20 protein-coding genes are annotated in these 24,156 nt (G+C 61.7%); 3 read left to right on the forward strand and 17 right to left on the reverse strand.

The window, feature by feature from the left end:
* Positions 1 to 198: 198 nt before the first annotated feature.
* The 15 genes from RAS12_RS09605 to flgB all read right to left on the reverse strand — a co-directional run bounded on the left by RAS12_RS09605 (position 199) and on the right by flgB (position 17,209).
* Complete coding sequence (locus tag RAS12_RS09605; RefSeq protein ID WP_306947623.1) at positions 199 to 1,929, reverse strand: methyl-accepting chemotaxis protein; 1,731 nt, start codon at positions 1,927 to 1,929, stop codon at positions 199 to 201.
* Positions 1,930 to 2,067: 138 nt separating this feature from the next.
* Positions 2,068 to 2,541: a hypothetical protein gene (locus RAS12_RS09610; RefSeq protein WP_306947624.1), complete on the reverse strand. Its 474-nt coding sequence runs from the start codon at positions 2,539 to 2,541 to the stop codon at positions 2,068 to 2,070.
* 29 nt (positions 2,542 to 2,570) lie between these two features.
* Positions 2,571 to 4,409, reverse strand: coding sequence for a methyl-accepting chemotaxis protein (locus RAS12_RS09615; RefSeq protein ID WP_306947629.1), 1,839 nt, complete (start codon positions 4,407 to 4,409; stop codon positions 2,571 to 2,573).
* Between the two features lie 106 nt (positions 4,410 to 4,515).
* Positions 4,516 to 6,426 (reverse strand): methyl-accepting chemotaxis protein, encoded by a 1,911-nt coding sequence (locus RAS12_RS09620; protein WP_306947631.1) that lies wholly within the window; start codon positions 6,424 to 6,426, stop codon positions 4,516 to 4,518.
* 142 nt (positions 6,427 to 6,568) lie between these two features.
* Positions 6,569 to 7,828, reverse strand: coding sequence for a flagellar hook-associated protein FlgL (gene flgL / locus RAS12_RS09625; RefSeq protein WP_306947633.1), 1,260 nt, complete (start codon positions 7,826 to 7,828; stop codon positions 6,569 to 6,571).
* 47 nt (positions 7,829 to 7,875) lie between these two features.
* Entirely contained in the window at positions 7,876 to 9,549 is a 1,674-nt protein-coding gene (gene flgK / locus RAS12_RS09630) for a flagellar hook-associated protein FlgK (protein ID WP_306947635.1), read from the reverse strand.
* A gap of 73 nt (positions 9,550 to 9,622) precedes the next feature.
* A complete protein-coding gene (gene flgJ, locus RAS12_RS09635) occupies positions 9,623 to 10,600 on the reverse strand; it encodes a flagellar assembly peptidoglycan hydrolase FlgJ (protein ID WP_306947637.1) in 978 nt (325 codons plus the stop codon).
* A gap of 5 nt (positions 10,601 to 10,605) precedes the next feature.
* The gene (locus tag RAS12_RS09640; protein WP_306947639.1) at positions 10,606 to 11,742 is read right to left on the reverse strand and encodes a flagellar basal body P-ring protein FlgI; all 1,137 of its coding nucleotides are present in this window, start codon (positions 11,740 to 11,742) and stop codon (positions 10,606 to 10,608) included.
* Between the two features lie 2 nt (positions 11,743 to 11,744).
* Positions 11,745 to 12,434 carry a flagellar basal body L-ring protein FlgH gene (locus RAS12_RS09645; protein WP_306947642.1) on the reverse strand — a complete coding sequence of 230 codons (690 nt, stop codon included), beginning with the start codon at positions 12,432 to 12,434 and terminating at the stop codon, positions 11,745 to 11,747.
* Positions 12,434 to 13,219: a flagellar basal-body rod protein FlgG gene (gene flgG / locus RAS12_RS09650; RefSeq protein ID WP_306947643.1), complete on the reverse strand. Its 786-nt coding sequence runs from the start codon at positions 13,217 to 13,219 to the stop codon at positions 12,434 to 12,436. Before flgG ends, RAS12_RS09645 begins: the two co-directional genes overlap by 1 nt.
* Positions 13,220 to 13,285: 66 nt before the next feature.
* The gene (locus tag RAS12_RS09655) at positions 13,286 to 14,047 is read right to left on the reverse strand and encodes a flagellar basal body rod protein FlgF (RefSeq protein ID WP_306947645.1); all 762 of its coding nucleotides are present in this window, start codon (positions 14,045 to 14,047) and stop codon (positions 13,286 to 13,288) included.
* Positions 14,048 to 14,085: 38 nt separating this feature from the next.
* The gene (locus tag RAS12_RS09660; protein WP_306947647.1) at positions 14,086 to 15,570 is read right to left on the reverse strand and encodes a flagellar hook-basal body complex protein; all 1,485 of its coding nucleotides are present in this window, start codon (positions 15,568 to 15,570) and stop codon (positions 14,086 to 14,088) included.
* Between the two features lie 70 nt (positions 15,571 to 15,640).
* Positions 15,641 to 16,339, reverse strand: a complete 699-nt coding sequence (locus RAS12_RS09665; protein ID WP_306947649.1) for a flagellar hook capping FlgD N-terminal domain-containing protein — start codon at positions 16,337 to 16,339, stop codon at positions 15,641 to 15,643.
* A 20-nt stretch (positions 16,340 to 16,359) separates the two neighbouring features.
* A complete protein-coding gene (flgC, locus tag RAS12_RS09670; protein ID WP_306947651.1) occupies positions 16,360 to 16,779 on the reverse strand; it encodes a flagellar basal body rod protein FlgC in 420 nt (139 codons plus the stop codon).
* 22 nt (positions 16,780 to 16,801) lie between these two features.
* Positions 16,802 to 17,209 (reverse strand): flagellar basal body rod protein FlgB, encoded by a 408-nt coding sequence (gene flgB, locus RAS12_RS09675; RefSeq protein WP_306947653.1) that lies wholly within the window; start codon positions 17,207 to 17,209, stop codon positions 16,802 to 16,804.
* Positions 17,210 to 17,386: 177 nt separating this feature from the next.
* Here flgB and flgA point away from each other — a divergent pair, with 177 nt between their 5' ends.
* The 3 genes from flgA (at position 17,387) to RAS12_RS09690 (ending at position 19,037) form a co-directional block, all read left to right on the forward strand.
* A complete protein-coding gene (gene flgA, locus RAS12_RS09680; RefSeq protein ID WP_306947655.1) occupies positions 17,387 to 18,100 on the forward strand; it encodes a flagellar basal body P-ring formation chaperone FlgA in 714 nt (237 codons plus the stop codon).
* Positions 18,101 to 18,227: 127 nt separating this feature from the next.
* On the forward strand, positions 18,228 to 18,521 hold the full coding sequence (gene flgM / locus RAS12_RS09685; RefSeq protein WP_306947657.1) for a flagellar biosynthesis anti-sigma factor FlgM: 294 nt from the start codon (positions 18,228 to 18,230) through the stop codon (positions 18,519 to 18,521).
* 39 nt (positions 18,522 to 18,560) lie between these two features.
* A complete protein-coding gene (locus tag RAS12_RS09690; RefSeq protein WP_306947658.1) occupies positions 18,561 to 19,037 on the forward strand; it encodes a flagella synthesis protein FlgN in 477 nt (158 codons plus the stop codon).
* Between the two features lie 81 nt (positions 19,038 to 19,118).
* Here the strand turns inward: RAS12_RS09690 and flhF are convergent, their stop codons facing one another.
* Positions 19,119 to 22,037 carry a flagellar biosynthesis GTPase FlhF gene (gene flhF, locus RAS12_RS09695; RefSeq protein WP_306947660.1) on the reverse strand — a complete coding sequence of 973 codons (2,919 nt, stop codon included), beginning with the start codon at positions 22,035 to 22,037 and terminating at the stop codon, positions 19,119 to 19,121.
* Positions 22,034 to 24,154, reverse strand: a complete 2,121-nt coding sequence (gene flhA / locus RAS12_RS09700) for a flagellar biosynthesis protein FlhA (protein ID WP_306947662.1) — start codon at positions 24,152 to 24,154, stop codon at positions 22,034 to 22,036. Before flhA ends, flhF begins: the two co-directional genes overlap by 4 nt.
* Between the last annotated feature and the right edge of the window lie 2 nt (positions 24,155 to 24,156).

Raw genomic sequence — 24,156 nt, forward strand, 5'->3', positions numbered from 1 at the left:
GTGTGGCCACGGCCCCCGCGAGAGCGCTCATAACCTTCAAACACTGTTCACCGCCCTTTTCAGGCGTTATTTTGATTAACGGTAATATTTTCGAAAACTTAACGTGCTTACGATGGGTAAAGCCATCGCCCAAAAAATAGCAAACGGCCGCGTGTAAGTGCGGCCGTCCCTGTACTTCCAGTAGCGTAACGCCGCGATTTAACCCTGCGACAATGTCGGGGCCGAGTAACCGCCCAGTTGATGCGCGGGCACTTCAATTACTTCGCCTGCATTGATCTTGAACACGGCTACCGCTTCGGCCAGGCGATGCGCCTGATCCTGCAAAGATCCAGCCGCCGCCGCCGCTTCTTCCACCAGCGCCGCGTTTTGCTGGGTCACTTCGTCCATCTGCGACACCGCGCGATTCACCTGATCGATGCCGCTGGATTGCTCTTCGGAAGCCGCCGAGATCTCGCCCATGATGTCCGTGACGCGCTTGACCGAGGCCACGATCTCTTGCATCGTCGCGCCGGCGCGTTCCACTTGCTGCGAACCTGCGCCCACCTTGGTCACCGAGTCTTCGATCAGACCCTTGATTTCCTTGGCCGCTTGCGCGCTGCGCTGGGCCAGCGAACGCACTTCGCCCGCCACCACCGCAAAACCCTTGCCCTGCTCGCCTGCACGCGCCGCTTCCACGGCAGCATTCAAGGCCAGGATGTTGGTCTGGAAGGCAATGCCATCAATCACCGACACGATTTCAGAAATCTTGCGCGAGCTGGCCGAAATGCCCTGCATCGTGCTGACCACTTCCGACACCGCCGAGCCGCCGCGTTCCGCGACGTCCGACGCGCTGGCGGCCAATTGATTAGCCTGGCGTGCGTTGTCGGCGTTTTGCTTCACGGTCGACGCCAGCTCTTCCATCGATGCGGCGGTTTCTTCAAGCGACGCTGCCTGCTCTTCGGTACGGCTGGACAGATCCGTATTGCCGGCCGCGATCTCTCGCGAACCCACGGTGATCTCGTCCACGCCACGGCGTACGGTCGACACGGTGCGGGTCAGGCTTTCCTGCATGCGCTTGAGCGCTGCGAACAGTTGGCCGATCTCATTGTGCGAACGCACTTCAACGCGGCTGGTCAGGTCGCCACCCGCAATCTTGTCGAAGTGCTGGCCAGCTTCCACCAGCGGGCGCACAACCAAACGGCCAAACAAAATGCGGCAGAAAATCATCAGCAACAGCGCCAGACCCACGGCGATGCCCACAGCGACCATGGCGCGATTGAAGTTCGTTTCAGCCTGGTCGATCGTGGCCTGCTGCTGGTCATTGATGTACTTGCCGAACTCACCGAGCGCCTCAATGAAGGCAGCGCTGCGCGGAGTACCGTATTCGTTGTTCACCATATAGAACGTCGAATAGTCTTCGCTACGCAGGGCTTCGACCATGGTATCCACGCCATCGTCAATATAGGAACGATAGCGGCGCACCAGGTTCATGGACAACTGACGGCCGGTGTCGTCCTGAAGCATGTTTTTCTGGAAGTCGGCAAAGCGGCTGCGCACGCCCGTCAACAGATCCGTTGCCCCCTTCAAGGAAGCCGCCGCATCACGGGCCGAGTTCTCGCCGCTGCCCCAGCCGGATTCCTGGAGGTGACGCGCGGCCACCATCAGGCTCACGCGGGCGCGCAGCATGTCGCTGTTGATCACTTCAACTTGCTTGGCACGTTCCGTCAACGCGTTGACTTCGCGAATGGACTCGTAGTTGTTCTGCAAGAAGTACGCAGCCAAACCGCCAACTGCCGCAATCAAAATCGCAAAGAACGCCATCACCCACAGCAGCATCGTCCCGACGCGCGCATCACGCAGCCGCAACTTTCGCTTCACTTTGGGTCCGCGGGCCGCTTTTTTCTTGCCGGCTTTGCCGGCCTTTGCGCCGGATTCGAGACTCGCTTCCATATTATTTCCCCATCCTTCAGGACCTGCTCTGACCAAATGAAAAACCACCCTGCGGACACGCCCTGTTACACAGGGGGTATTCTCAGGGCGACGTACATTGCGGCTTGCGCCGCAATGCTCTCCGCTGAACTACAGGGCTTATTTGCCCTTAGGCGCCAATCCGGTCGGCTCGCCCGGCCCGGGTATGTAGATGGTTTGCACTTCGGGTTCCGCCGCCGGCGCCGGTGCCGGCCAGTCCTGACGCAGGTCAGGAGCAGGCGCGGGTCCGAGCAGCTTTTGGCGTTCCCAAGGTTCCAGCAGAATATTGGTGCTATCGACAAGGCGCATCAGCCGGCCGTCTGGTCCGAACTGCAGCAGTGCCTCTTTGCGGCTGTACAGGCCGTCGGCGATAAACGTGATCTTGAAGGACCAGAGAGCCAGAAAAGTGCCATCGGTCTGTTTGTAGAACTTGTCGGGCGGAGCGGTCAGCGCTCGCGAGGCCTCTTCCAGCGTTGTCTGCCCCGGCGTCAGGGTCGACAGCTTGCCCGGATCAAAGTTATGACCCGTAGCCGAGCAACCGGCAAGCAGCACTGCAATTGCCGCCGTCGCCAAAAGTTTTATATAGCCTCGCATACCCTACCCATTCACCGGCAATGCCGGTATCAGAAAGATTCCCAATCGTCGTCCGAAGGCGCTTGGCGGCGGCTTGCGGCCGGCGCCGGCTTCACTTCAGCGGCAGCTTCAGGGCGCGCTGCCGGGCGGCGCACCGGACGCGCTGCCGTGGCGCCTTCCGCTGCTGCGGCCTGTGCGGGTTTGGGCCGTGCCGTATGCGTCAGCCGCACTGCGGGCTTCGCCTTGACCGATGCAGCAGGCGCCACTGGGGCCGCGACACGCGGTGCGGGACGTTGCTGCGCCAATTGACGGGCCGGCACTTCGATCACTTCACCCGCATTAATCTTGAACACCGCTACCGCTTCGGACAAGCGCACGGCCTGATCCTGCAAGGAACCGGCGGCCGCTGCTGCTTCTTCCACCAACGCTGCGTTTTGCTGCGTCACTTCGTCCATCTGCGATACCGCGCGGTTCACCTGATCGATACCGCTGGACTGCTCGTCGGATGCCGCCGAGATTTCGCCCATGATGTCGGTCACGCGCTTGACCGAGGCCACGATCTCTTGCATGGTCGAGCCGGCGCGTTCCACTTGCTGCGAACCTGCACCCACCTTGGTCACTGAGTCTTCGATCAGGCCCTTGATTTCCTTGGCCGCTTGCGCGCTGCGCTGGGCCAGCGAGCGCACTTCGCCCGCCACCACTGCAAAGCCCTTGCCCTGCTCGCCTGCACGCGCCGCTTCCACGGCGGCGTTCAACGCCAGGATGTTGGTCTGGAAGGCGATGCCATCAATCACCGACACGATCTCAGAAATCTTGCGCGAGCTGGCCGAAATGCCTTGCATCGTGTTGACCACTTCCGACACGGCCGAGCCGCCGCGTTCCGCGACGTCCGAGGCGCTGGCGGCCAATTGATTGGCTTGGCGCGCGTTGTCCGCGTTTTGCTTCACGGTCGAGGCCAGCTGTTCCATCGATGCCGCAGTTTCTTCAAGCGAAGCCGCCTGTTGCTCGGTGCGGCTGGACAGGTCCGTGTTGCCCGCGGAGATTTCACGCGAGCCCACGTTGATTTCGTCCACGCCACGGCGCACCGTTGCCACGGTGCGCGCCAGGCTTTCCTGCATGCGCTTGACGGCGGCCATCAACATGCCGATTTCGTTCGACGAATTGGCCTCTACGCGAACGGTCAGATCACCACCCGCGATCTTGTCAAAGCTTTCGCTCACAGCGCGCAACGGACGCAGAATGACGCGATTCATGAACATGAAGGCGCCCAGCGATACCGCCAGAATCAGCACGGCCAATGCCAGGTACACATAGGCCATCACCGACGCCTGTGCACGCGCTTCCTGCACCTTCTGTTCACTGTAAGCATTGATGCTGTCAGCAAACTCCGTCAATTGCTTGGCAAACGCGCCACTGGCGGCGCCAGCCTTGGTGTTCTTCAATGTCAGGTAGCCGGCCGAGTCGCCCTTGTCCAACGCGCCCATCATGGATTGCAGGGCGTCGGCAAAACCGCCAAACGCGCTGACAAGATTGCCTTCGGCCGTCTTACCGATCTCGGTCGTCTTCGGAATCAGCTTGAAGGCGTCCATCTTCTTCTTGGCATCGCTAATCAGTTGCTGAACTGTGCGCGAATTCTCACTCGCACCATTCGTATCGCCAGCAGCGCGCTGCGCCGCAGCGATGTCTGCACGCACGGTGGCGCGCAGCATCTGCGTATAAGCATCTTTCAACAAATTGCTCTGTTGGACGCTTAAGGTATCCAAAGCGTTGATCGTCTCGGTGTTGGAACGCATGCTGTTCCAGCCCAAGCCAATGGCAACCAGCGCGGCCAGGGCAACTGCCAACTGGGCGAGCATCAAGCCCGTGCGCACCTTCAGATTGCTAAACATGTTCCGTGATTTCCGGTAATCGCTCCGGCGGAATTCTGTGGCCGCCGGATCGTAAAGGGGAAGTACTGTCTTCTACTGCCTGTTCAATGCGCTAACGGATAACCCGTCAGAAAGACTCCCAATCATCGTCCGCGGGCGGGCGACGGCTGGCCGTTGACGCTGCTGGCGCCGTGTCCGCTGCACTGTCCGCGCGGGTGGCGGGACGGCGCAACGGGCGCACCGTCGACGCCGCGCTGGCAGCGGGTTTCGGCCGGGCTACCTGCGTTACACGCGGGGCAGGCGCTGGCTTGGCCGGTTCTACGTGGCCCGCCGGTTCGGCAGTTTTCGTTTCGGGCGCTGAGGACGCCGACGCAGCGATCTGCGCCTTGTGGGCCGGGGCCTTCGGCGCAGGACTAGCAGCAGGCGGCGAAACGCGCGGGGCCGTGCGCTGCTGCGCCAATTGGCGGGCCGGCACTTCAATCACTTCGCCTGCATTGATCTTGAAGACTGCAACAGCCTCAGCCAGACGCTGCGCCTGCTCTTGCAACGAGCCGGCAGCGGCTGCAGCTTCTTCCACCAGCGCAGCATTCTGCTGCGTCACTTCGTCCATCTGTGAGACGGCGCGGTTCACCTGATCAATGCCACTGGACTGCTCTTCGGACGCTGCCGAAATCTCGCCCATGATGTCAGTGACGCGCTTGACCGAGGACACAATCTCTTGCATGGTCGCGCCGGCGCGTTCCACTTGCTGCGAACCTGCGCCCACCTTGGTCACCGAGTCTTCGATCAGACCCTTGATTTCCTTGGCCGCTTGCGCGCTGCGCTGTGCCAGCGAGCGCACCTCACCCGCCACCACTGCAAAACCCTTGCCCTGCTCGCCTGCACGCGCTGCTTCCACGGCGGCGTTCAAGGCCAGGATGTTGGTCTGGAAGGCGATGCCGTCGATCACCGACACGATTTCAGAAATCTTGCGCGAGCTGGCCGAAATGCCCTGCATCGTGCTGACCACTTCCGACACCGCCGAGCCGCCGCGTTCCGCGACGTCTGACGCGCTGGCAGCCAACTGATTGGCCTGGCGCGCGTTGTCCGCGTTTTGCTTCACGGTCGAGGCCAGCTGTTCCATCGATGCCGCGGTTTCTTCAAGCGAAGCCGCCTGTTGCTCGGTGCGGCTGGACAAGTCCGTGTTGCCCGCGGAAATTTCACGCGAGCCCACATTGATCTCATCCACGCCACGGCGAACCATCGCCACCGTGCGCGTGAGGCTTTCCTGCATGCGCTTGATCGCGCCGAACAATTGGCCGATTTCGTTGGTGCTGCGCACCTCGATTCGGCCGGTAAAGTCCCCTGCCGAAATCTTTTCAAAATGGTCACCAGCCTGATGCAGCGGACGCAGCACCGTGCGGTTGATAAAAATCCAGCACCCCAAGGCCAGCAGCAGAGCAATCGCCAGCAAGGCAATGGTCACCGTACGAGAAATGCGGTGGTCGGTCTCCGCTTGTACGACCAGCTCGTCGGTACGCTTATCGACAAAGTCCAAAATGCCGTCCACGGAATCGCGGAACGCCGTGTTGGCGGCGCTGCCGGCATCGTTCAGATCCAGGTATTCCTGAATCGCCATGTTCGACAGTGCGGCAGACTGACGCTTTACCAAATCGTCGAATTGCTTGTATGCGGCTTCCAGCTTGCCGTTGAGCGCTTCCATGCCTTCCAGCTTCGGAGTCTTGCGGAAAGCATCCAGCGCCTTGCCGCCCTCTTGCATCAACTCGCCAGCACGCTTGGCCTGCGCCGTAGCTTGTTCGGTCTTGCCCTGCTGCATATCCATCAGCGAGGTCGCCAACAACAAACGCCCGCGCAACATCAGGTTGTAGGCGCGGTTCAATATTGTTGCTTGATCGGAGTAGGCGGCGTTGACCTGCTCCAGTTTATTGTTGCTGGAGTTCAACCCCATCCAGGCCACACCGTTCGAAATGAACATGGCGCCCGTGAAGAGCAACAGCACCAGAACGATACAGGTGCGAACTTTCAAATTGACAAGCATGAAATATCCGGGCGTTAAGCAACGTGAATCGACAATTTCCTACCCTGCACGCAACCACGGACGCCCTGGCCATTAGCCAGCAGCGTCCGCAATTTCGCAAAACTACGCGCCTTATCCGGCGCGCCCTTTCAGTCCTTCCGCGTTACTTGCGGCTGAACAGACTGGATCCTTGAATGGTCATGAAGGCTGCTGACGCAGCTTGCAGCGCCACTTGGCGCAGCGCGAGCTGGCTTGCGCCGGCGTAGTAATCCAGATCTTCCAGGTCAGACAACGACTTGGAGTACGACAGCCCCTTCTGCGAACCCGTCGCGTCCAGCGCTTCCAGTTCATTCATGCGGGCGCCCACCGATGCCGACACCGTCAAGATGTTGTCGTAGGTGCTTGCCAGCTTCTTATTGGCCGTGGCCAGTTCATTGGTCAGCTTGGCCATCGCAACTTCGTCGCCGGCGATCGGCGAATCCAGCACCTTGATCAGGCTGTCCAGCGTGTTGAACATGTCGACATCGGCCGTCTGGATGTTCTCGACGTTGATCACGTCACCGTTCTGCGGCGTGCCCTTGACCACGACGGAGATACCGCCGAAGTCAATGGCTGCATCCGGCGTATAGGCTGTCGGCGTGGCAGGCGGCGCGGGATTGATAACGGGTGGCACCGGCGGATTCGCGTTCGGTTCCGTCGTGATCACGCGGTAACCCATGTTGCCGGTCGCCGTGTCCGTTTCGAATTGCAGGCTGAAATTCTTGCCGATGTTCGGGCTGCCCGGAGTCACCGAGACCGTGCCGAACTGGGCAGTGCCCTTATTGGCCGACGCAGCGGTGCTGACATAGGCTTGCGAGCCGGGGTTGGCGCGGCCGAATACGTCGCTGCCGATGTCGCTGGTGGACAGCTGACGCGACTGATCCACCTGCACGGTGCGCTCACCAGTGGCACCGCTGTAGACGATCTTGCCGGTGGTGTCCTGGGAATAAGGCACCACACCGCCCTGGTAACCCGAAAACAGGTATTGACCGTTGCCGTCCGTGCTGTTGGCCAGACCCAGCAGCGCGTCGCGAGCGCTTTTGAGCGCGGTCGACAGGGCTTGGCGGTCGCTATCCGCGAACGTGCCGTTACCCGCTTGAATGACGCGGGTGCGCACGTCTTGCAGCGCGGTCGTGATCGAATCCAGCACGTTGCTTTCCTGACCCAGATTGGTCTTGGCCGTATTCCGGTTCAAGCCGTACGTGGAGTTCATGCTCTGCGTCTGCGCCACGCCGATCGACAACGAAGCCGACAAGGGGTCATCAGCCGGCGTCAGGAACTTGCGTCCGCTACCGACCTGTTCGACCAGGCGGTTCATGTCCGATTCCTGAGAGAGAACGCCGCTCAGGCCGTTCGAGTACATCATCGTGGTGCTCAGGCGCATGGTGCAACTCCGAAATTCTTTTTAGTAATCACAGTTCAACGGTCTGATCAGCCGCGCAGGCCCAACAGCGTGTCAAAGATGGTGCTGGCCACATCAATGATGCGGGCGCTGGCCTGGTACTGTTCTTGGTACAGCGACAGACTTACGTATTCTTCGTTCAGGTTGACGCCCGACACCGACTGCTGGGCTGCCGCCGTCTGTTTGATCAGGTTGACCTGCGCGGTGGCAGCCGATTTGACCTGGGCCGTCTGTACGCCCACGGTGTTCACGACCTGCGCGAACATGTCCGTGGTGCTCATCGTGCCGTGACCCAGCACCTTGGCGTTTTGCAGTTGCGCAAGCTTCAATGCGTTCTTGCCGTTGGCGTCGCCGCCGTCAGCGTCGGCGGCGGCAATCTTGGCCGGGTCCGAAATCAGAACATTGATGTCACGCGCAGCATTGCGGGTGGGTGACAGCGACCATTTGTCGCCGGCTTGCGGCGGCGCGTTGATCGTCAGCGTCACGCCCATTTCCGCGTCCATGTTCAGCGTCGCGTTGGGCGGAGTGCCGGTTGCCGGGCCGTTATAGACCTGCTGGCCTTCGGGCATACGAACCACTTGGTAGTTCGTGCCGTCAAAGGTGATGTCGTAGTCCTTGGCATTGATATTGGCCAAGGTGGTGAATTCACCGGAAATCTGCGCGTTGCTCTTGTTCTGTGCGTTCGGCACGCCTTGGGGCGTGGTGACGCTGAAGAAATCCGTGCCCGGAACGCCGCTTTGATCCAAACCCAGCTTGTGCTGTTCATTGAACGACATCGCCAGGCCGACCGCCATTTGGCCGAGCTGATTCTGCATGGTGTCCAGCGAAGACGCGCGGAATTGCAGCAGGCCGCCCAGCTTGCCGCCGGTCACGTCCGCGTCATTCATTTCGACCGCGATCGTCTTGCCGGAGCCTGCCGGCAGCGTGTAGGCCAGAACCGTGCGGCTCGTGTCCGACGACGAAGACACCGCTTGCAGCGGATAGATGGTCGAGCCGGACAGCAGCGATTGGCCGCCCTTGGTCAGCGAGATATTGATCTTGTCGCCCTGCTCGTAGGTCGTAATGCCCACGAGCTGGTTCAGTTCCATCACGGCCTGGTCGCGTTGATCCAGCAGGTCGTTCGGGGGGCTGCCGCCGGCCTTGCCGGTGGCCAGCGAAATCTGTTGGTTCAGATCGTCGATCCGGCCCAGATAGCTGTTGACCTGATCCACCGTCGTCGAGATCTGGGTGTTCAGACCTTCACGCTGGTTTTGCATTTCCGTGTAGGCCGAACGGATCTGGGTGGCCAGGCTATTGGCCTTGCCCAGCAAATCCTGGCGTGCAGCGGGGTCGGCGGGCTTGCTTGCCACCGTGTTCATGCTGGTGAAGAAATTGGTCAGGCCCGGAGCGATGCCCACCGTGCGGTCGGCGAACAGATTATTGATCTGGGAAACCTGGTCCAGCTGTGCTTGCAACTGGGCGCCACTGCCTTGCGCGCCGACCAGCTGCTTGTACAGAAAGCTGTCGTAACTGCGCTCGACGGTGTCGACTTGCACGCCGCGGCCGATGTATCCGTTGCTGGTGGCTTGCGCGCCCGCGGTGGACGTCATGACGCGCTGGCGGTTGTAGCCCACCGTGGTGGCATTGTTGATGTTGTGGCTGGTGGTGGCCAAACCTGCTTGAGCGGCGTTCAGCCCGCCCAATGCTGTTTTATACAAATTCATGCTGACAATGCCCCGTATGTAACCGCAACTGATATTTCTGGATACTCCTTTAACGGCAGGAGATCATCCAAATTTAGAGTCCTTCCAACATCTGGCGAGAAATTTCCACGTTGGATGCCGCGCCGCGCAGCTGACCCATGATGCCGATCAGTTTTTGGGCGTAACGCGGATCTGTCGCATAACCTGCATCCTGAATCTTGCGTGCTGCGTCGACTTCATTGCGCGCCGTCGTAACCGCCTCGTACCGAGGGCTGTTCCCAATCAAGCGGGCGTAGTCTGCAAACGATTCTTCGTAGGACGCATAGGCACGGAAAGGTTGCGTCACCTTTTTCGCGACGCCATCTTCGTACTCGGTAGTCATCACATTGACGACCTTGCCCTTCCAGCTGGAACCCGCCTTGATACCGAACAGGTTGTAGCTGGTGCTACCGTCGGCGTGCTTGATTTCGCGCTGGCCCCAACCCGATTCCAATGCCGCCTGACCCATGATCAGACGGGCAGGCACGCCGCTTTGCTGCGACGCCAGATTGGCTGCGCGCGACATCTTCGACACGAAACTGACCACGTGCTCCGGCGCGCCTTCCGCAGCAGCCAATGCCCGGTCGCTTGCACGGTTGTTGCGCATGACATTGAGCAACGCGGACACTTCCCGCGAACCGCCAGTGCGAAAATCCAGGTCGCCGCCCTGCCCGATTGCGCGGACGGCGTCGTCCGACACGTCAGCGGGCTTGCCCTGCTGCATTTGGGCCAGGATGGACTGCGACAAGCCGATACCGGGCGTGGCCAGGTGCAGCGCAAGCTGCTCATCCGCCATGGATTGCAGCATCTGCGTCTGCTGCGAGTCGAACAGCCCTTCTTTCGGCGTCGCCTCGCGCATGCGCTTGACCATCATCTGCAAGAACAGGGCCTCGAACTGTTTGGCCACCTGCTTTTGCTGCTCGGTGCCTTCAGGGTCCTTCTTGACGTCGCGCTTCAAGTCCGACAAGCGGCCCATGTCAAAAACAGAATCCTGGCGGGCGCCGCCGCGAGCCGCGTCATTGGTATATGCCATGGCCGTCAGATGATTTCCAGTTCAGCGCGCAAGGCGCCAGCGGTCTTCATTGCCTGAAGAATGGCCAGCAAATCCTGCGGCGTGGCGCCCAGGGCGTTCAGACCCTTGACCACATCTGCCAGATTGGCGCTGGTGCTCACGCGCTGCAGCGAACCATTGTCCTGGCGAACTTCGATCTGGGTATTGGGCACCACAACCGTCTGGCCTTCCGTGAAAGGCGTATCCGGCTGCGACACCTGATTCTGGCGATTGATGATGACCGACAAGTTGCCGTGCGCCACCGCAGCCTCTTCGATCATGACGGTACGGTTCATCACGACCGAACCGGTCCGCGCATTGATGATGACCTTGGCCACCGTGGGCGCGCGCGCCACTTGCAGGTCTTCAACCTGCGACAGGAATCGAGCCTGCGAAGACTGCTCCATGGGGGTGCGCACCTGCACCACACGGCCATCCAGCGCGGTCGCGGTGCCCTGGCCGAACTTGCGGTTCAGTGCGGTTGCCACGTTCTGCGCCGTGCCGAAGTCCGTATTGTTCAGCTCGACATGGATGTAGCCGTCGCGCGAGAACGTGGTGGGCACGCCGCGCTCGACGATGGCGCCCGCACTGATGCGGCCGCCGTTCAATTGGTTGATCTGCACGCTGGAGCCACCGGCGGAAGCGCCTGCGCCACCCACCAGGATGTTGCCTTGAGCAATGGCATAGACCTGACTGTCGGCGCCTTTTAGCGGCGTCATCAGCAAGGTGCCGCCGCGCAGACTCTTGGCGTTACCCATGGAAGACACCACCACGTCCAGCGTCTGGCCGGGCCGGGCAAATGCCGGCAAGGTGGTCGTGACCATGACTGCCGCCACGTTCTTCAGCTGCATGTTGCTGCCGGCGGGCACCGTGATGCCCAGTTGCGACAGCATATTGGTCAGGCTTTGCTGGGTAAACGGAGTCTGGCGCACCTGGTCGCCACTGCCGTCCAGGCCCACGACCAAGCCATAGCCGATCAGCTGATTGCCCCGCACGCCCTGGATAGAAGCCATATCCTTGAGCCGTTCGGCCTGCGCCGCGCCAGCGCCGGCCGCGAGTCCGACCGCTACGCAGACGCGCGCCAACAGGGACAGCAAGGCGGATATCGGAGTCGGTTGTTTCATGTTTAGAACGGCGAAGCGATCAGGAAGAAGCGTTGCAGCCAGCCCATGGTCTGGACCTCGTCCATGACGCCCTTGCTGCGATACTCGATGCGGGCGTCTGCCACCTGGGTGGACGATACGGTGTTCGTGCCGGTAATAGAACGCGGGTCCACCACACCGGCAAAGCGTACATATTCGCTACCGCGGTTGATGGCAATCTGCTTCTCACCGGCCACTTGCAAGTTGCCGTTGGACATCACGCCCACGACGGTCGTGGTGATGGTGCCCGTGAACGCGTTGTTCGCCGTGCTGTCGCCCTTGCCCTGCGAGACGTTGCCGCCCTTGGCATCCAGGTTCAGGTTCGCATTTGCCCAGCTGTCCATGAAGGACGGCGCGGCGGCAATACCCAAGTTTGCTGAACCGGTACGGTTCGTGTTGGTCGCGACGTTCTTGGATGCGTTGGTACGCTCGTTCAGCACGACCGTAACAATATCGCCCACATTGCGCGGCCGGCGATCTTCGAACAACGGGTAGTTGCCGTAGGTCGTGGGCTGATAAATCGAACCCGAGGGCTGCGCCATGGGCATCGGCGGAGGCGGAGGCGTCGCCGTCGTCGGCCCGGTCACGATGGGCTCGGGCGGAATCATGGCGCAACCAGCCACTAGCATTGCCAGGGCCGCACTCAATACCAGGCGCAGGACAGACATGGGCATCACAGTTGAGTCAGGCGGGCCAGCATCTCGTCGGAAGTCTTGACGGCCTTGCTGTTCATTTCGTAAGCGCGCTGCGTGGTGATCATGTTGACCAGCTCTTCGGCGACGTTCACGTTGGAGGTTTCAACGTAGTTCTGCAAGATGGCGCCCGCGCCATCCACACCCGGTTGCAGCAGGTTGGCGGGACCGGAAGCATCCGTTTCCAGATACAGGTTTTCGCCAATGCTTTGCAGGCCCGTGGGGTTGATGAACGTGGCGATCTGCAATTGACCGACTTGCACGTTCACGCCAGCGGCGCCCGGCTGCGTCACCGAGACGATGCCGTCTTTGCCGATGGAAATCGACAGCGCGTTGTCGGGAATATTCATGGGCGGCTGAATGACGTAGCCGCTGACGGTCGTGAGCTGACCGTTCTGGTCGCGTTGCAGCGCGCCGTCACGGGTGTAACCCTGGGTGCCGTCAGGCAATTCAACTTGCAGAAACCCGCGGCCCTGGATGGCGATATCCATCTCGCCGCCGGTGTTGTTCAGGTTGCCTTCCGTGTGGATACGCTCGGTTGCTGCCACGCGCGCACCCGTACCCAATTGCAGGCCGGACGGCAGTTGCGTGGCGTCGCCCACCTGGGCGCCGGGTTGGCGCAGGGTCTGATACATCAGGTCCTGGAACACGGCGCGGCCGCGCTTGAACCCGTTGGTGGAAACGTTGGCCAAGTTGTTGGAAATCACGTCCATGGAGGTCTGTTGACCTTCCAGGCCCGTTTTGGCAATCCACAACGAACGCATCATGATGAAGTACTCCTGGTGCCGCGGGGTGCCCCGCGCGCGAAAATTTTATTTAGATCAGCCGAACAATCAAGATACGGACAGAATGCCGTTCGCACGCTCGGCGTTGCGGTCGGCCTGCTGAATCACCTGCATCTGCTGCTCGAAGCGACGGGCGTTTTCAATCATGCCGACCATCGACTTCATGGGATTGGTGTTGCTGCCTTCCAGCACGCCGGACAACACACGCAGGCTGGGATCAGCGGGGGCCGGAGGCGCCGGCTGACCGTTGACTGGCGCCAGGCGGAACACACCGTCGTCGCCATGCACCAGTTGCGCGTTGTTCGGATTGGCCAGTTTGATCCGGCCCAGGTTCAAGATGTTGTTCGGGCCGTCGCCCGCGCCGATGGCGGTGATGGTGCCGTCTGACGTGATCGTCAGCGACGCCTGATCCGGCACATCGATGGGGCCGCCCTGATCGGACATCACCGGCTGGCCCAGCGACGTTTGCAGCAAGCCGTTGATGCCAACTTGCAGGCTGCCAACACGCGTATACGCTTCGCCCTGGGGGGTCTGCACCGCAATCCAGCCATTCTCGCTGGAAAGCGCCACGTCCAGGTCACGGCCCGTGGTTTGCATATTGCCCATTTGAAAGCTGTTGCCAGGCGTAGACGCCACCGTCGAAACACGCGTTGGCAGACTCACCCCGTCCGTCACCGGAACAGACCGGTACAACGCGATCTGCTCGCGGAACCCGGTCGTATTCACGTTGGCCATGTTATTGGAGAGCGCGGCCTGATGCTCAGTGATACGCGCTGCGCCATTCATGGCGGTGTAGATGATTCTATCCATTGCCTATTCCGTCGGTGTCGTCGCTAGCCTGTCTGGCTTTACTTCAGGTTCATCAGGACTTGCATGATTTCGTCCTGAGTCTTGATGGTTTGCGAGTTGGCCTGATACGTACGCTGGGCAATGATCATGTTGACCAGTTCCTTGCTCATGTCGACGTTGGAAGCTTCCGTCGCCTGACCCACCACGCGGGACATGCCGTTGCTGCCGGGCTGACCCAGGATCGGCTGGCCGGACGCGGACGTTTCCTTCCAGGCGTTGTTGCCCACGGGCTGCAAGCCTTGCAGGTTGGCAAAGTCAGCCAGCACGATGGTGCCGACAACTTGCGTTTCGCCGTTGGTGTAGCTGGCAACCAGGCTGCCGTCGCCACTGATGTTGATGCCGCTGAATTCACCCGAGGTATAACCGTTGGGCTTGGCCACCAGCTTGTAGTTGCTGCCGTACTGGGTGGTGCCGGTGTAGTTGATCGCAATGTTCAGCGGGTCAGCCGGAGTGGTGGCGCCACCAGGCTGCGCAAAGCTCAGCGTCACGGTCGGCTGGCTGGTCATCGTGCCGGCGTTGTTGAACGTGAACTTCTGCGGGTTGCCCCACACGCCGCCGGCTTCCGTCGTCGGCGCCATGGCTTGGCCGTCCATCGTGTAGTACACGTCATAGACGCTGCCCGTGGCATCGGCCGGACGCTTCACGAAGTACTGCATCACCTGGTGCGAGTTGCCCAGGGAGTCGAATACCGTCATGGGCGACGCATTGGTGTAGCTGCCGGCGATCTTGGGATCGAACGGCTTGGCGATTTCCGTGACGGCGGCGGTGTAATTCACATAGCCGGGGACCTGCGAGACATCGCCCGTGGTCACGGCGCCTGCGGCGTCAACAGTGATCAGGTTGGGGGCTGCGCCGTAGGTGCCAGCGGGCGGCTGGTTTACCCAGACGATGGCGCCAGCCGGGTCGCGCGTGAAGTTGTACTGAGTGGCCGGCGAAGGCGGCGTGGTGCCGGTCATCGTGACCGAGCCATTGACGGCCGGCGACGTAATCGTGTCGGTCAGGTAGATAACCTTGGCGTTTGCGTCAAGGTTGGCAACTGTGGTGCCCGTGGACGTTGCCAGCGGGGCCACGTTCGCGGTCGGCAGTTGCAGTTCCACCGGGTTCGCGCCAACCGCGCCGGGGGGATAGCCCGTCATGCGGTAGCCCTGCGCGTTCACGATGAAGTTGTTCTTGTCGACCAGGAATTCGCCGTTGCGGGTGTACATCACCGCGCCGCTTTGGTCGGTAACGCGGAACATGCCCTTGGCGCCGTCGATGGCGATGTCATATTCACCGCCGCCGCCGTTCACGGTACCGACCGTGAAGCGCTGCGAGATTGCTGCGACCTTGACGCCCAGACCGACGCGCGAGCTGGCGTAGACGTCCGCGAACGACGCGGTCGACGATTTGAAGCCGACAGTACCGGAGTTGGCGATGTTATTGCCAATGACATCCAGGTTCTGCGCCGCGGCGTTCAAGCCGCTCAATCCTTGTCCGAAACCCATATTTTTTCTCGCTAATCTTTATCTAGTGAAGCCGCCGCTGTGCGCCGGCACCGATTCAAATACGCCTGGTTCAGGCGCCGATTACCTTGCGCACGTCCAGCATGCTGGTCTGGCCGTCAAGGCCCAGATCCAGGCGCAGGCCGTTAGTGGAATACGCCACGCTCTTGACCAGGCCGTAGCTCAGCACTTCCGCATTCACCTTCTTGCTATCGGCGTCGGTCGCCAGGACGGACACGGTGTAGGCGCCCGCTTCCATCGCCACGCCGCTGTCGTTCTTGCCGTCCCATGCCAGCGTGTAGACACCGGTCTTTTGCTCACCCATTTCGATCGTGCGAATCACCGCGCCGTTCGAGTCCGAAATACGGATCTGAACCTTTTGGGCATCGGCTTGCAGATCCAGACCGTAAGGCGTCACGACGCGCTCGGCCGGATTCTCGCCATCCACGCCCACCTTGACCTTGGCGCCAGGAATCAGCACGCCCTTGCCGATCATGGACACGGCATTCATCGACTGCGACACGTCGATCTGGCCGCTGATGGCCAGCATGGTGTTCTTCAGATTGTTGATGCCTTCCACGGTGGAAATCTGCGCCAACTGCGAGGTCAGCTCAGCGTTCTGCATCGGGTTCAGGGGGTCCTGGTTTTGCAGTTGCGTCACCAGCAGCTTCAGGAACTGATCCTGCAAGCCTTGCGCCGTGCTGCTGCCGCTGGCCCCGGTTTGGGCAAGGCCCAGGCCGGCGGTGCTCGTGTTTTGGTCGACGGTGGTCATGGATTCACTCTGTCAAAAAATTAGGATTGACCGATGGTCAACGTCTTCTGCATCAAGGACTTGGCGGTGTTCAGCACTTCGACGTTCGCCTGATAAGAACGGGAAGCGGCGATCATGTTGACTGTTTCGGCGACGGGATCGACGTTGGGCATGCTGATGTAGCCCTGGGCATCCGCCAGCGGGTGCTTGGGGTCATAGACCTGCTTGAGGGGCGACTGATCCTGGATGACACCCGCCACGCGCACACCGCCAATTTCCTGACCCAAGGCCTGGCCAGCAGCCGGGTTGACCTGGAACACCACTTGGCGGGCGCGATAAGGCTGGCCATCCGGACCCACGACGCTGTCGGCGTTGGCCATGTTGCTGGCGGCCACGTTCATGCGCTGCGATTGCGCGCTGAGTGCCGAACCGGCGATATCAAAAATGCTCAACAAGGACATTGCCTGTCGCTCCCTTTATGGATCAATCCTGAATGGCGGACAGCATGGTCCGGATGCGGCCGGACACCATCTGCATGGTGCTTTGGTAGTGCAAGGTGTTATCGGCGAACTGCACGCGCTCGATATCCATATCCACCGTGTTGCCATCCATGCTGGGCTGGTACGGCAGGCGATACAGCAATTCGGTCGGGCCTTGCGATACCGCCTTGGCGGGGATATGGCGCGCCGACGTCAGCGTGAGCGACGTGTCGGCCAGGCGCTTGGACCCTTCCATGGCGGTTTCCATCGCGGCCTTGAAGTCAAAATCGCGAGCCTTGTAGTTAGGCGTATCGGCGTTGGCGATATTCGACGACAGCACTTCCTGGCGCTGCGCGCGCAGCCCCAAGGACTGCTGGTAGAACCGGAAATCTTCGTTAAGCCTGTCTAGCATCGTGGCGCCTTCCTGCGTTGCAATACGGATAGAGCACGGGATTTCGGACACACCGTTATCCCATTGGATGACGGCATCATAGGTGGCGGCGGCAGAACACAATCAGCCAAATAACCTGCCATTTCTCATCCAATTCGCCTATTGCCCAGCGCCGCAGACTCCTACAATTCATCCATCATGAAAATCTCTGCACGACATCTCCTCGCGCGCGCTACCTGCGTGGCCACTTTGGCGCTGGCCGCTTTGGGCGCGGCGCAGGCTCAGGACGCGAGCCAGCCCGCCGAGGCAATCGTCAGCGCAGCGCACAATTATTTGCAGGAACAACTGGCCGCCCTGCCCGGCCAGCCAAGTATCTCGATTGACTCGCCGCGCGCCGAACGCCTGGCTCCGTGCGACGCAATGTCCCCATTTATGCCGTCCGGCATGAAACTGCGCTCCCGCATGACCGTCGGCGTGCGCTGCAACGCTCCCAAACCGTGGACCACCTATGTGCAAGCCACGGTCAGCGTCCCCGGTTATTATTACGTCGCTTCACGCATGATCGCCGCCGGTCAGGCGCTGACGCCAGATGACCTTGCCCCTCGCGACGGCGACTTGGTATCGCTTCCGCCGGGCGCCATCACCGATCCGCAAACGGTCGTCGGCATGACGGCCGCCTACCGGATCAATGCCGGACAACCGGTCAGGGGTTCGTCGTTGCGCAATGCGCAGTCGGTGGTCCGCGGGTCAAATGTCCGAATCAATGCGCGCGGCAACGGTTTTGTGGTCAGCAGCGAAGGCCAAGCGCTGGACAATGCAGCGCCGGGCGCTACCGTCCAGGTGCGCACCGCTGGCGGCCAGGTGGTCAGCGGCGTCGTGCGCAACGCCGGCTTGGTGGAAATACAACTCTAGATACTGTTACATATCGCGTGGCGCCATCGGGCAAGCTACCCTAAAGTTCCTACTGGCCCTGTCGTTACAGAGACATAAGTAGGCGGATCCGTCGCAAACCGACCCAGGACGCCCTGCGGAGAAAACCTTGAAAATCAATTCGACCACTAACCGGCCCATTTCGGCCGATGCCGTTGGCACACGGGCTGAATCCGCCGTTGCTCAGGCCTATGGCGGCACGAGCGGCGGCGGCTCCAGCAGCTCGCAGGTGGCGCTGAGTTCCGCGTCGCGCAAGATGTTGGCCCTGCAAGACGGCTCGAACGACATCAATGTCGAGCGCGTGGCTGCCATTCGCGCCGCGATTGCCTCCGGCCAATTGAAGATCGACACCGGCCGTATCGCTGACAGCCTGATCGCCAGCGCCCGCGACCTGTTGAAGTAACCCTACCCTTAACGACTCTTGAGCGTTCGAAGCATGACAATGAGCCACGTCGATTCCCTGCAATCCTGCATGCGGCAGGAAGACGCCCTGATCACCGAGTTCTCCGCCATTTTGGAAGAAGAGACCGAAGTGCTGGTGGGCCCGGGGAATGTTGGCGCGCTGCATGACATCACCGAACGCAAGGGCCGTGTGGCCCAGCAATTGGTTGACTTGAGCGAAACGCGGGATGGCTTGCTGACCGAAATCGGTCTGCCCATTGGCCATGCAGGCACTGAACAAGCTGCCGTGCTGCACCCGCAGTTGTCCGGTATCTGGCAGGCCTTGTTGACCAAGTCGGCGTCGGCCAATGAAATCAACATGCGCAATGGCGCATTGATTGATGTGCATCTGCGCTATACCCAGCAATCGCTCGATGCGCTGCGTAATATTGGCGGCATCGGCGGCTCGTCGACGTATGACTCTCAAGGCCGCGGCGCCCGCAGCGCCCCTGGCCGTAAGCCCATCGTGGCTGGCTGATCGCCGCCCTGCCCTGGCAGGCCAAAAAAATGGCGGCGCTGATTGCGCCGCCATTTTTTTACCTGCGCCTGCCGCAACGGCTTAGGCTCCGCCCGTCATTTCCAGCATGGCGAACATCTTCAGGATCGCTACCGGCAACAGTCGTCCCGGCAATTTGCGCTCTGACCCCATGATGCCCGACAACGGCCCGCGCACCACATCTGCGGCTGGCGAATGCGCCATCTGCCAGCAGGCTGCGCCCAACTGGCCGGCCATCAGGGATTGGCGCGCAAGCGCATGGGCGCCGTCAACTGCCGGCAAGGCCTGCCAGGCATTGGCCATATAACGGAATCCCGCCCGGGCTTCCTCTTGCAGCACCAGCCAGCGTGCCACCGTCGCCGCGTCGGCTTGTGACGAAGGCAGGTTGGTCAGGCCGAATAATTGACCCACGACTTCACCGTTGGCGGTATCAATCAAGCGTGCGCAAACCAGCCGGATAGGCGCGCTTTCACCCCGCCCTGCCAAAGCCACTTCGGTGCCCGACGCCCACAACGCCAACGGCACGGCCTTGCCAGACTTTTCGCTCATCAGTCCGGGCATGTCGCCAGGTTGACCCACGGGCAGGTAACCAACGCTTTTGCCCACAGCGTTCAAATTAGTGGGGCATTCATCCTGAATCACGCGCAAACCGCCAGGACTGCGGGCCACCCAAGACACGCCCTGCTGGCTTAACGGTTGCCACAAGGCAGACATGCCCGCTTCAAGCATGTGCACTGCCGGTACGCGGGCCAGTTGTTCAGCCAGCCAGGTAACCCGCGCGGTAAGCGCAAGGGCCGGATCTGGCTGGGACGGCGCGGCCGGAGCGAACGACGACAACATGCCGTGAGCCAGCGCCAATTGTTGCGCTGGCGCGGCCAGTGCGGCGCCGCGATCGCTCATCAGCAATGCGCTCATCAGGGTGCCCCCCGGCAAGCCCTCGCCCTTCATCGTGGTCTTGCCGTGAACGACCAGCAGGTTCCGATTGCAGGTCGCGGAGAATTCACGCCGCAGCATGGCCACGGGTTCTTCGTTCAACGCGGCCAGGCTCGCGCCTGCGCTATCGCCAACATACTGGCGCCAAGAGGCGCGCGCCTGCACGCAGGCCGGATCACTATCCAGCCAGGCAATCGTGTCATCCAGGTTTTGGGCAGCTGTGATCGACGCCGATCCGCCTTGAGGACGCAAAATGGCCGAAGCCAGCAATTGGCGGCGCCGTGCCGGATCGGCAGCTTCTGCGTCGCGCGCAGGCGGCACCAAGGACGCCAGATCAGCCTCGCTCGGGGTATACAGCGCACGCGCACGCTCGACCATTGTGAATGCGCGGTCAATCAATACATCAGCGCGGGCCAGCTCCATGTGTTCGGGCACTTTCTGCCCGACCGACATATAGTGAATCGGCAAGCGATGGCGGATAGCCGTATCCAGCGCAGCGCCCAGGCGGGTGGCCTCATCCAGCTTGGTGATGATGCAACCTGCCACGTCCTCGCCCACGCCATTGCGGTATGCGTGGGCCACTTCGTCCAGGGTATCGCCCTGGCTGGCGGCGTTCAGCACAAGCAGCCGGCGCACGGGCTTGCCTGCATTGCACAACATTGAAGCCTGCTCGGCGACCAGACGGTCGCGCTGACTGATGCCGGTGGTATCGATCAGGACAATCTTGCGATTCCCCAATTCAGCCAGGAGGCGGCGCAATTCGCCAGCATCACGCACCGAATGCGCCGGCACGCCCATCAGGCGGCCATAAATCTGCAATTGCTCCAGCGCGCCGATCCGGAAAAGGTCGGTGGTGAGCATCGCCACCTGATCCCGGCCTTCGCGAGCCACGCAGCGAGCGGCCAGCTTGGCCAGCGTTGTGGTCTTGCCCACGCCAGTGGGGCCGACCAGGGCATACACGCCGCCAGCCAGGAATTCATCTTCGGAACGGACCACGGGCAGATGGGTCACCAGCTCGTTGCGGGCCCAGGCAAGCGCCGCTTCGGACGTCATGCCTTGCGGCAAACGCTCGACAAGCGTGCGGACCAGCTTCGTGCTGAACCCCGCATCCAGCAGGCTGCGGAACAGTGCGGCGGCGGCGGGCTCGCGGCCTTGGCCTTGGCGTCCGCCCCAGAGCAGACCGTCCATGCGGCTTTCCATCGCACCGCGCAAGGCGCTGATCGCATCCTGCAAACCCGCAGTGGTATCGATGGGCGCCGCCGGCTGAGGCGTCAGCGTCGGGTGCCGCAGGGGCGCATCCGGCGTGCGGGCCATCGACGGCGCGGGAGGCGTGGAAACGGCCGGAGGGGGAGCATGAACGGGAGCGGCGGGCGCGGGCGCTGCGGGCATAGCCGGCGTCGCGTAGGCCGCGGGCGCAGGCGTCGGCGCAGCGGGCGTCGCGGGCGCAGCTGGCGGAACTGCCATCGGCGGGCGGGCGGGTGGCAACGCGGGCATTTCAACACGCACCGGCGCAGGCGCAACCGGCACGGGCGGCGGCGGGGAAATCGTTTGAGGCGCTGCGCGGCTGACAGGCTCTTGCGCAACCTCTTCCTCCGGCCCTGTCGACGATGCGAAGGCGGATTGATAGGCGGCAATCGAACGCGACGGCGCAATGTACCCGCTGTGGGAACCAGGCTGCGCTACAGCAGCTGGTGACGGCGCGTACGAACGTTCAGCAGGGCCTGCCGCACCAAATGGCGAACTGGCCGGCACTGCCGGGCGAGGTTGCGCGGCGGGCGCCGCAAAATATGACGCGCCGGAATTTGGGGTCCCGGGCTGAGAAGCTGCCGGCTGCGAAGCTGCTGAATGTGTAGCGGCCGGCTGCGAAGCTGGCGCTTGTTGCGGCGTCTGTGCTGCAACGTCGTCAAACGCGCCCTCCACCGTAGCCAGCACTTCCACGCCGCCGTCAATGCTGCGATTCGACACAATAAGTGCGTCAGGCCCCAAGACCTGACGCACCTGGCGCATCACTTCACGGCTATTCGCCCCAAAAAACCGGCTTATCTTCATGCCCCATTACTCCCGCCAATCAGCGCGGTCACGCGGACCATGCGCTCATCGGGTATTTCAGTATTCGACAAGACGCCCAACTGCGGCAAGTGGTGCCGCAAGAAGCGCGAAAGCGGCGCGCGCAAGACCGGCGATACGATCAACACCGGCGCGTTGCCCTGCTGTTCCTGGCGCTCGACCGCCGCCTGCGTTTCGCGCAGCAGCGTATCGGCCAAGCCCGGCTCCAGGCCGCCGCTGGTCGTCATGGCCTGCGACAGCACACGCTCCAGCTTCACGTCCAGGCCGATGACGCGCAATTCGCCTTCACCCGGGAACCACTGCTGCGTAATGGCGCGGCCCAAGGAACGGCGAGTCAACGCGATCAGTTCGTTGATATCCGGCTGCCCGCCGGAGCCAGCCGCTTGCGCCGCCAGGCGCGGGCCGTGCTCGGACAGCGTATCGATAATGGTGCGCATGTCGCGAATCGGCACCTCTTCGGAGAGCAGACCCTGTAGCACCTTTTGCAGTGCGGTCAACGACAGCGTCTTCGGAACCAGATCTTCGACCAGCTTGGGCGCATCGCGGCCAATACGGTCCAGCAGTTGTTGCACTTCCTGGCGGCCCAGCAGATTGGAACCGTGGCGGTGCATCAGGTGATTCAGGTGGGTCGCGACAACGGTGCCGGCATCCACCACGGTGTAGCCCGCCACTTGCGCCTGATCGCGCAGGCCGCCGTCGATCCACAACGCCGGCAAACCAAAGGCCGGATCGGTGGTGGGCGTGCCCTTGATCTGCACGGTGACGCCGCCCGGATCAATGGCCAGCCATTGGCCAGGCATCGCCACACCATGGCCCACTTCAACGCCCGACAGCAAGATGCGGTAGTCGTTGGGCTTGAGCTCCAGGTTGTCGCGAATATGAACGACTGGCGGCAAAAAGCCCACGTCTTGCGCAAATTTCTTGCGCAGGCTGCGGATGCGATGCAAGAGCTCGCCATTCTGGGCGTGGTCCACCAGCGGAATCAGCCGGTAACCCACTTCAAGGCCCAACTGATCCACCATAGACACATCGTCCCAACTGGCCTCGGCCGCGGCCGCCTGCGCTTGCGTGATCGCCTGCGGCGGCACCTCTTCCGCGGCTACCGCCGCAGCCCTTTGCCGTTTGGTCAACATCCAGCCGCCCCATCCCAGCGCGCCGGCCAGGCTCAGGAAAGCAATGTGCGGCATATTGGGAATCAAACCCATGATGCCAATAATGCCTGCCGTCAAGAACAGCACGGCGGGGTTCGAGAACAGCTGGCTGATGATCTGCTGGCCGATGTCCTGGTCGGTAGACACGCGCGACACCACCACACCGGCAGCGGTGGAGATCACCAGCGCCGGGATCTGCGCAACCAGGCCGTCACCGATGGTCAGCAGCGTGTAGACACGCGCCGAATCGCTCATCGACATATCGTGCTGGGCAACGCCCACGATCAGGCCGCCGATGATGTTGATCGCCATGATCAACAGGCCGGCGATGGCATCGCCGCGCACGAACTTGCTGGCACCGTCCATCGAGCCGAAGAAGTCCGACTCCTGCGAGACCTCTGCACGGCGGCGGCGCGCCTCGTCTTCGCCAATCAGGCCGGCATTCAAGTCGGCGTCGATCGCCATCTGCTTGCCGGGCATTGCGTCCAGTGTGAAACGCGCGCCCACTTCGGCGATACGCCCTGCACCCTTGGTAATCACAATAAAGTTGATGATGGTCAGGATCACGAAAACGATGATCCCCACGGCAAAGTTGCCGCCCACCAGGAAGTGGCCGAAGGCTTCAATGACCTTACCCGCCGCGTCAGGGCCGGTATGGCCGTGCAGCAGCACCACGCGGGTGGACGCCACGTTCAGCGACAGACGCAACAAGGTGGCAAACAGCAGCACAGCAGGGAACGCGGCAAAGTCCAGCGGCTTGCGCGTGAACATGGCCACCAGCAGGATCATCACGGACAACGCAATGTTGAAGGTGAACAGCAAATCCAGCAGGAAGGTGGGCAGGGGCAGCACCATCATGCCCAGAACCATCACGATCAGGACTGGACCTGCCAGGAGCCGCGCGTGGCCGGCCCCGCTATTCTTCAACATGGTGAGCAAAGCGCTCATTC

This window comes from Achromobacter seleniivolatilans, assembly GCF_030864005.1.
In the GTDB taxonomy this organism is placed as follows: domain Bacteria; phylum Pseudomonadota; class Gammaproteobacteria; order Burkholderiales; family Burkholderiaceae_B; genus Achromobacter; species Achromobacter seleniivolatilans.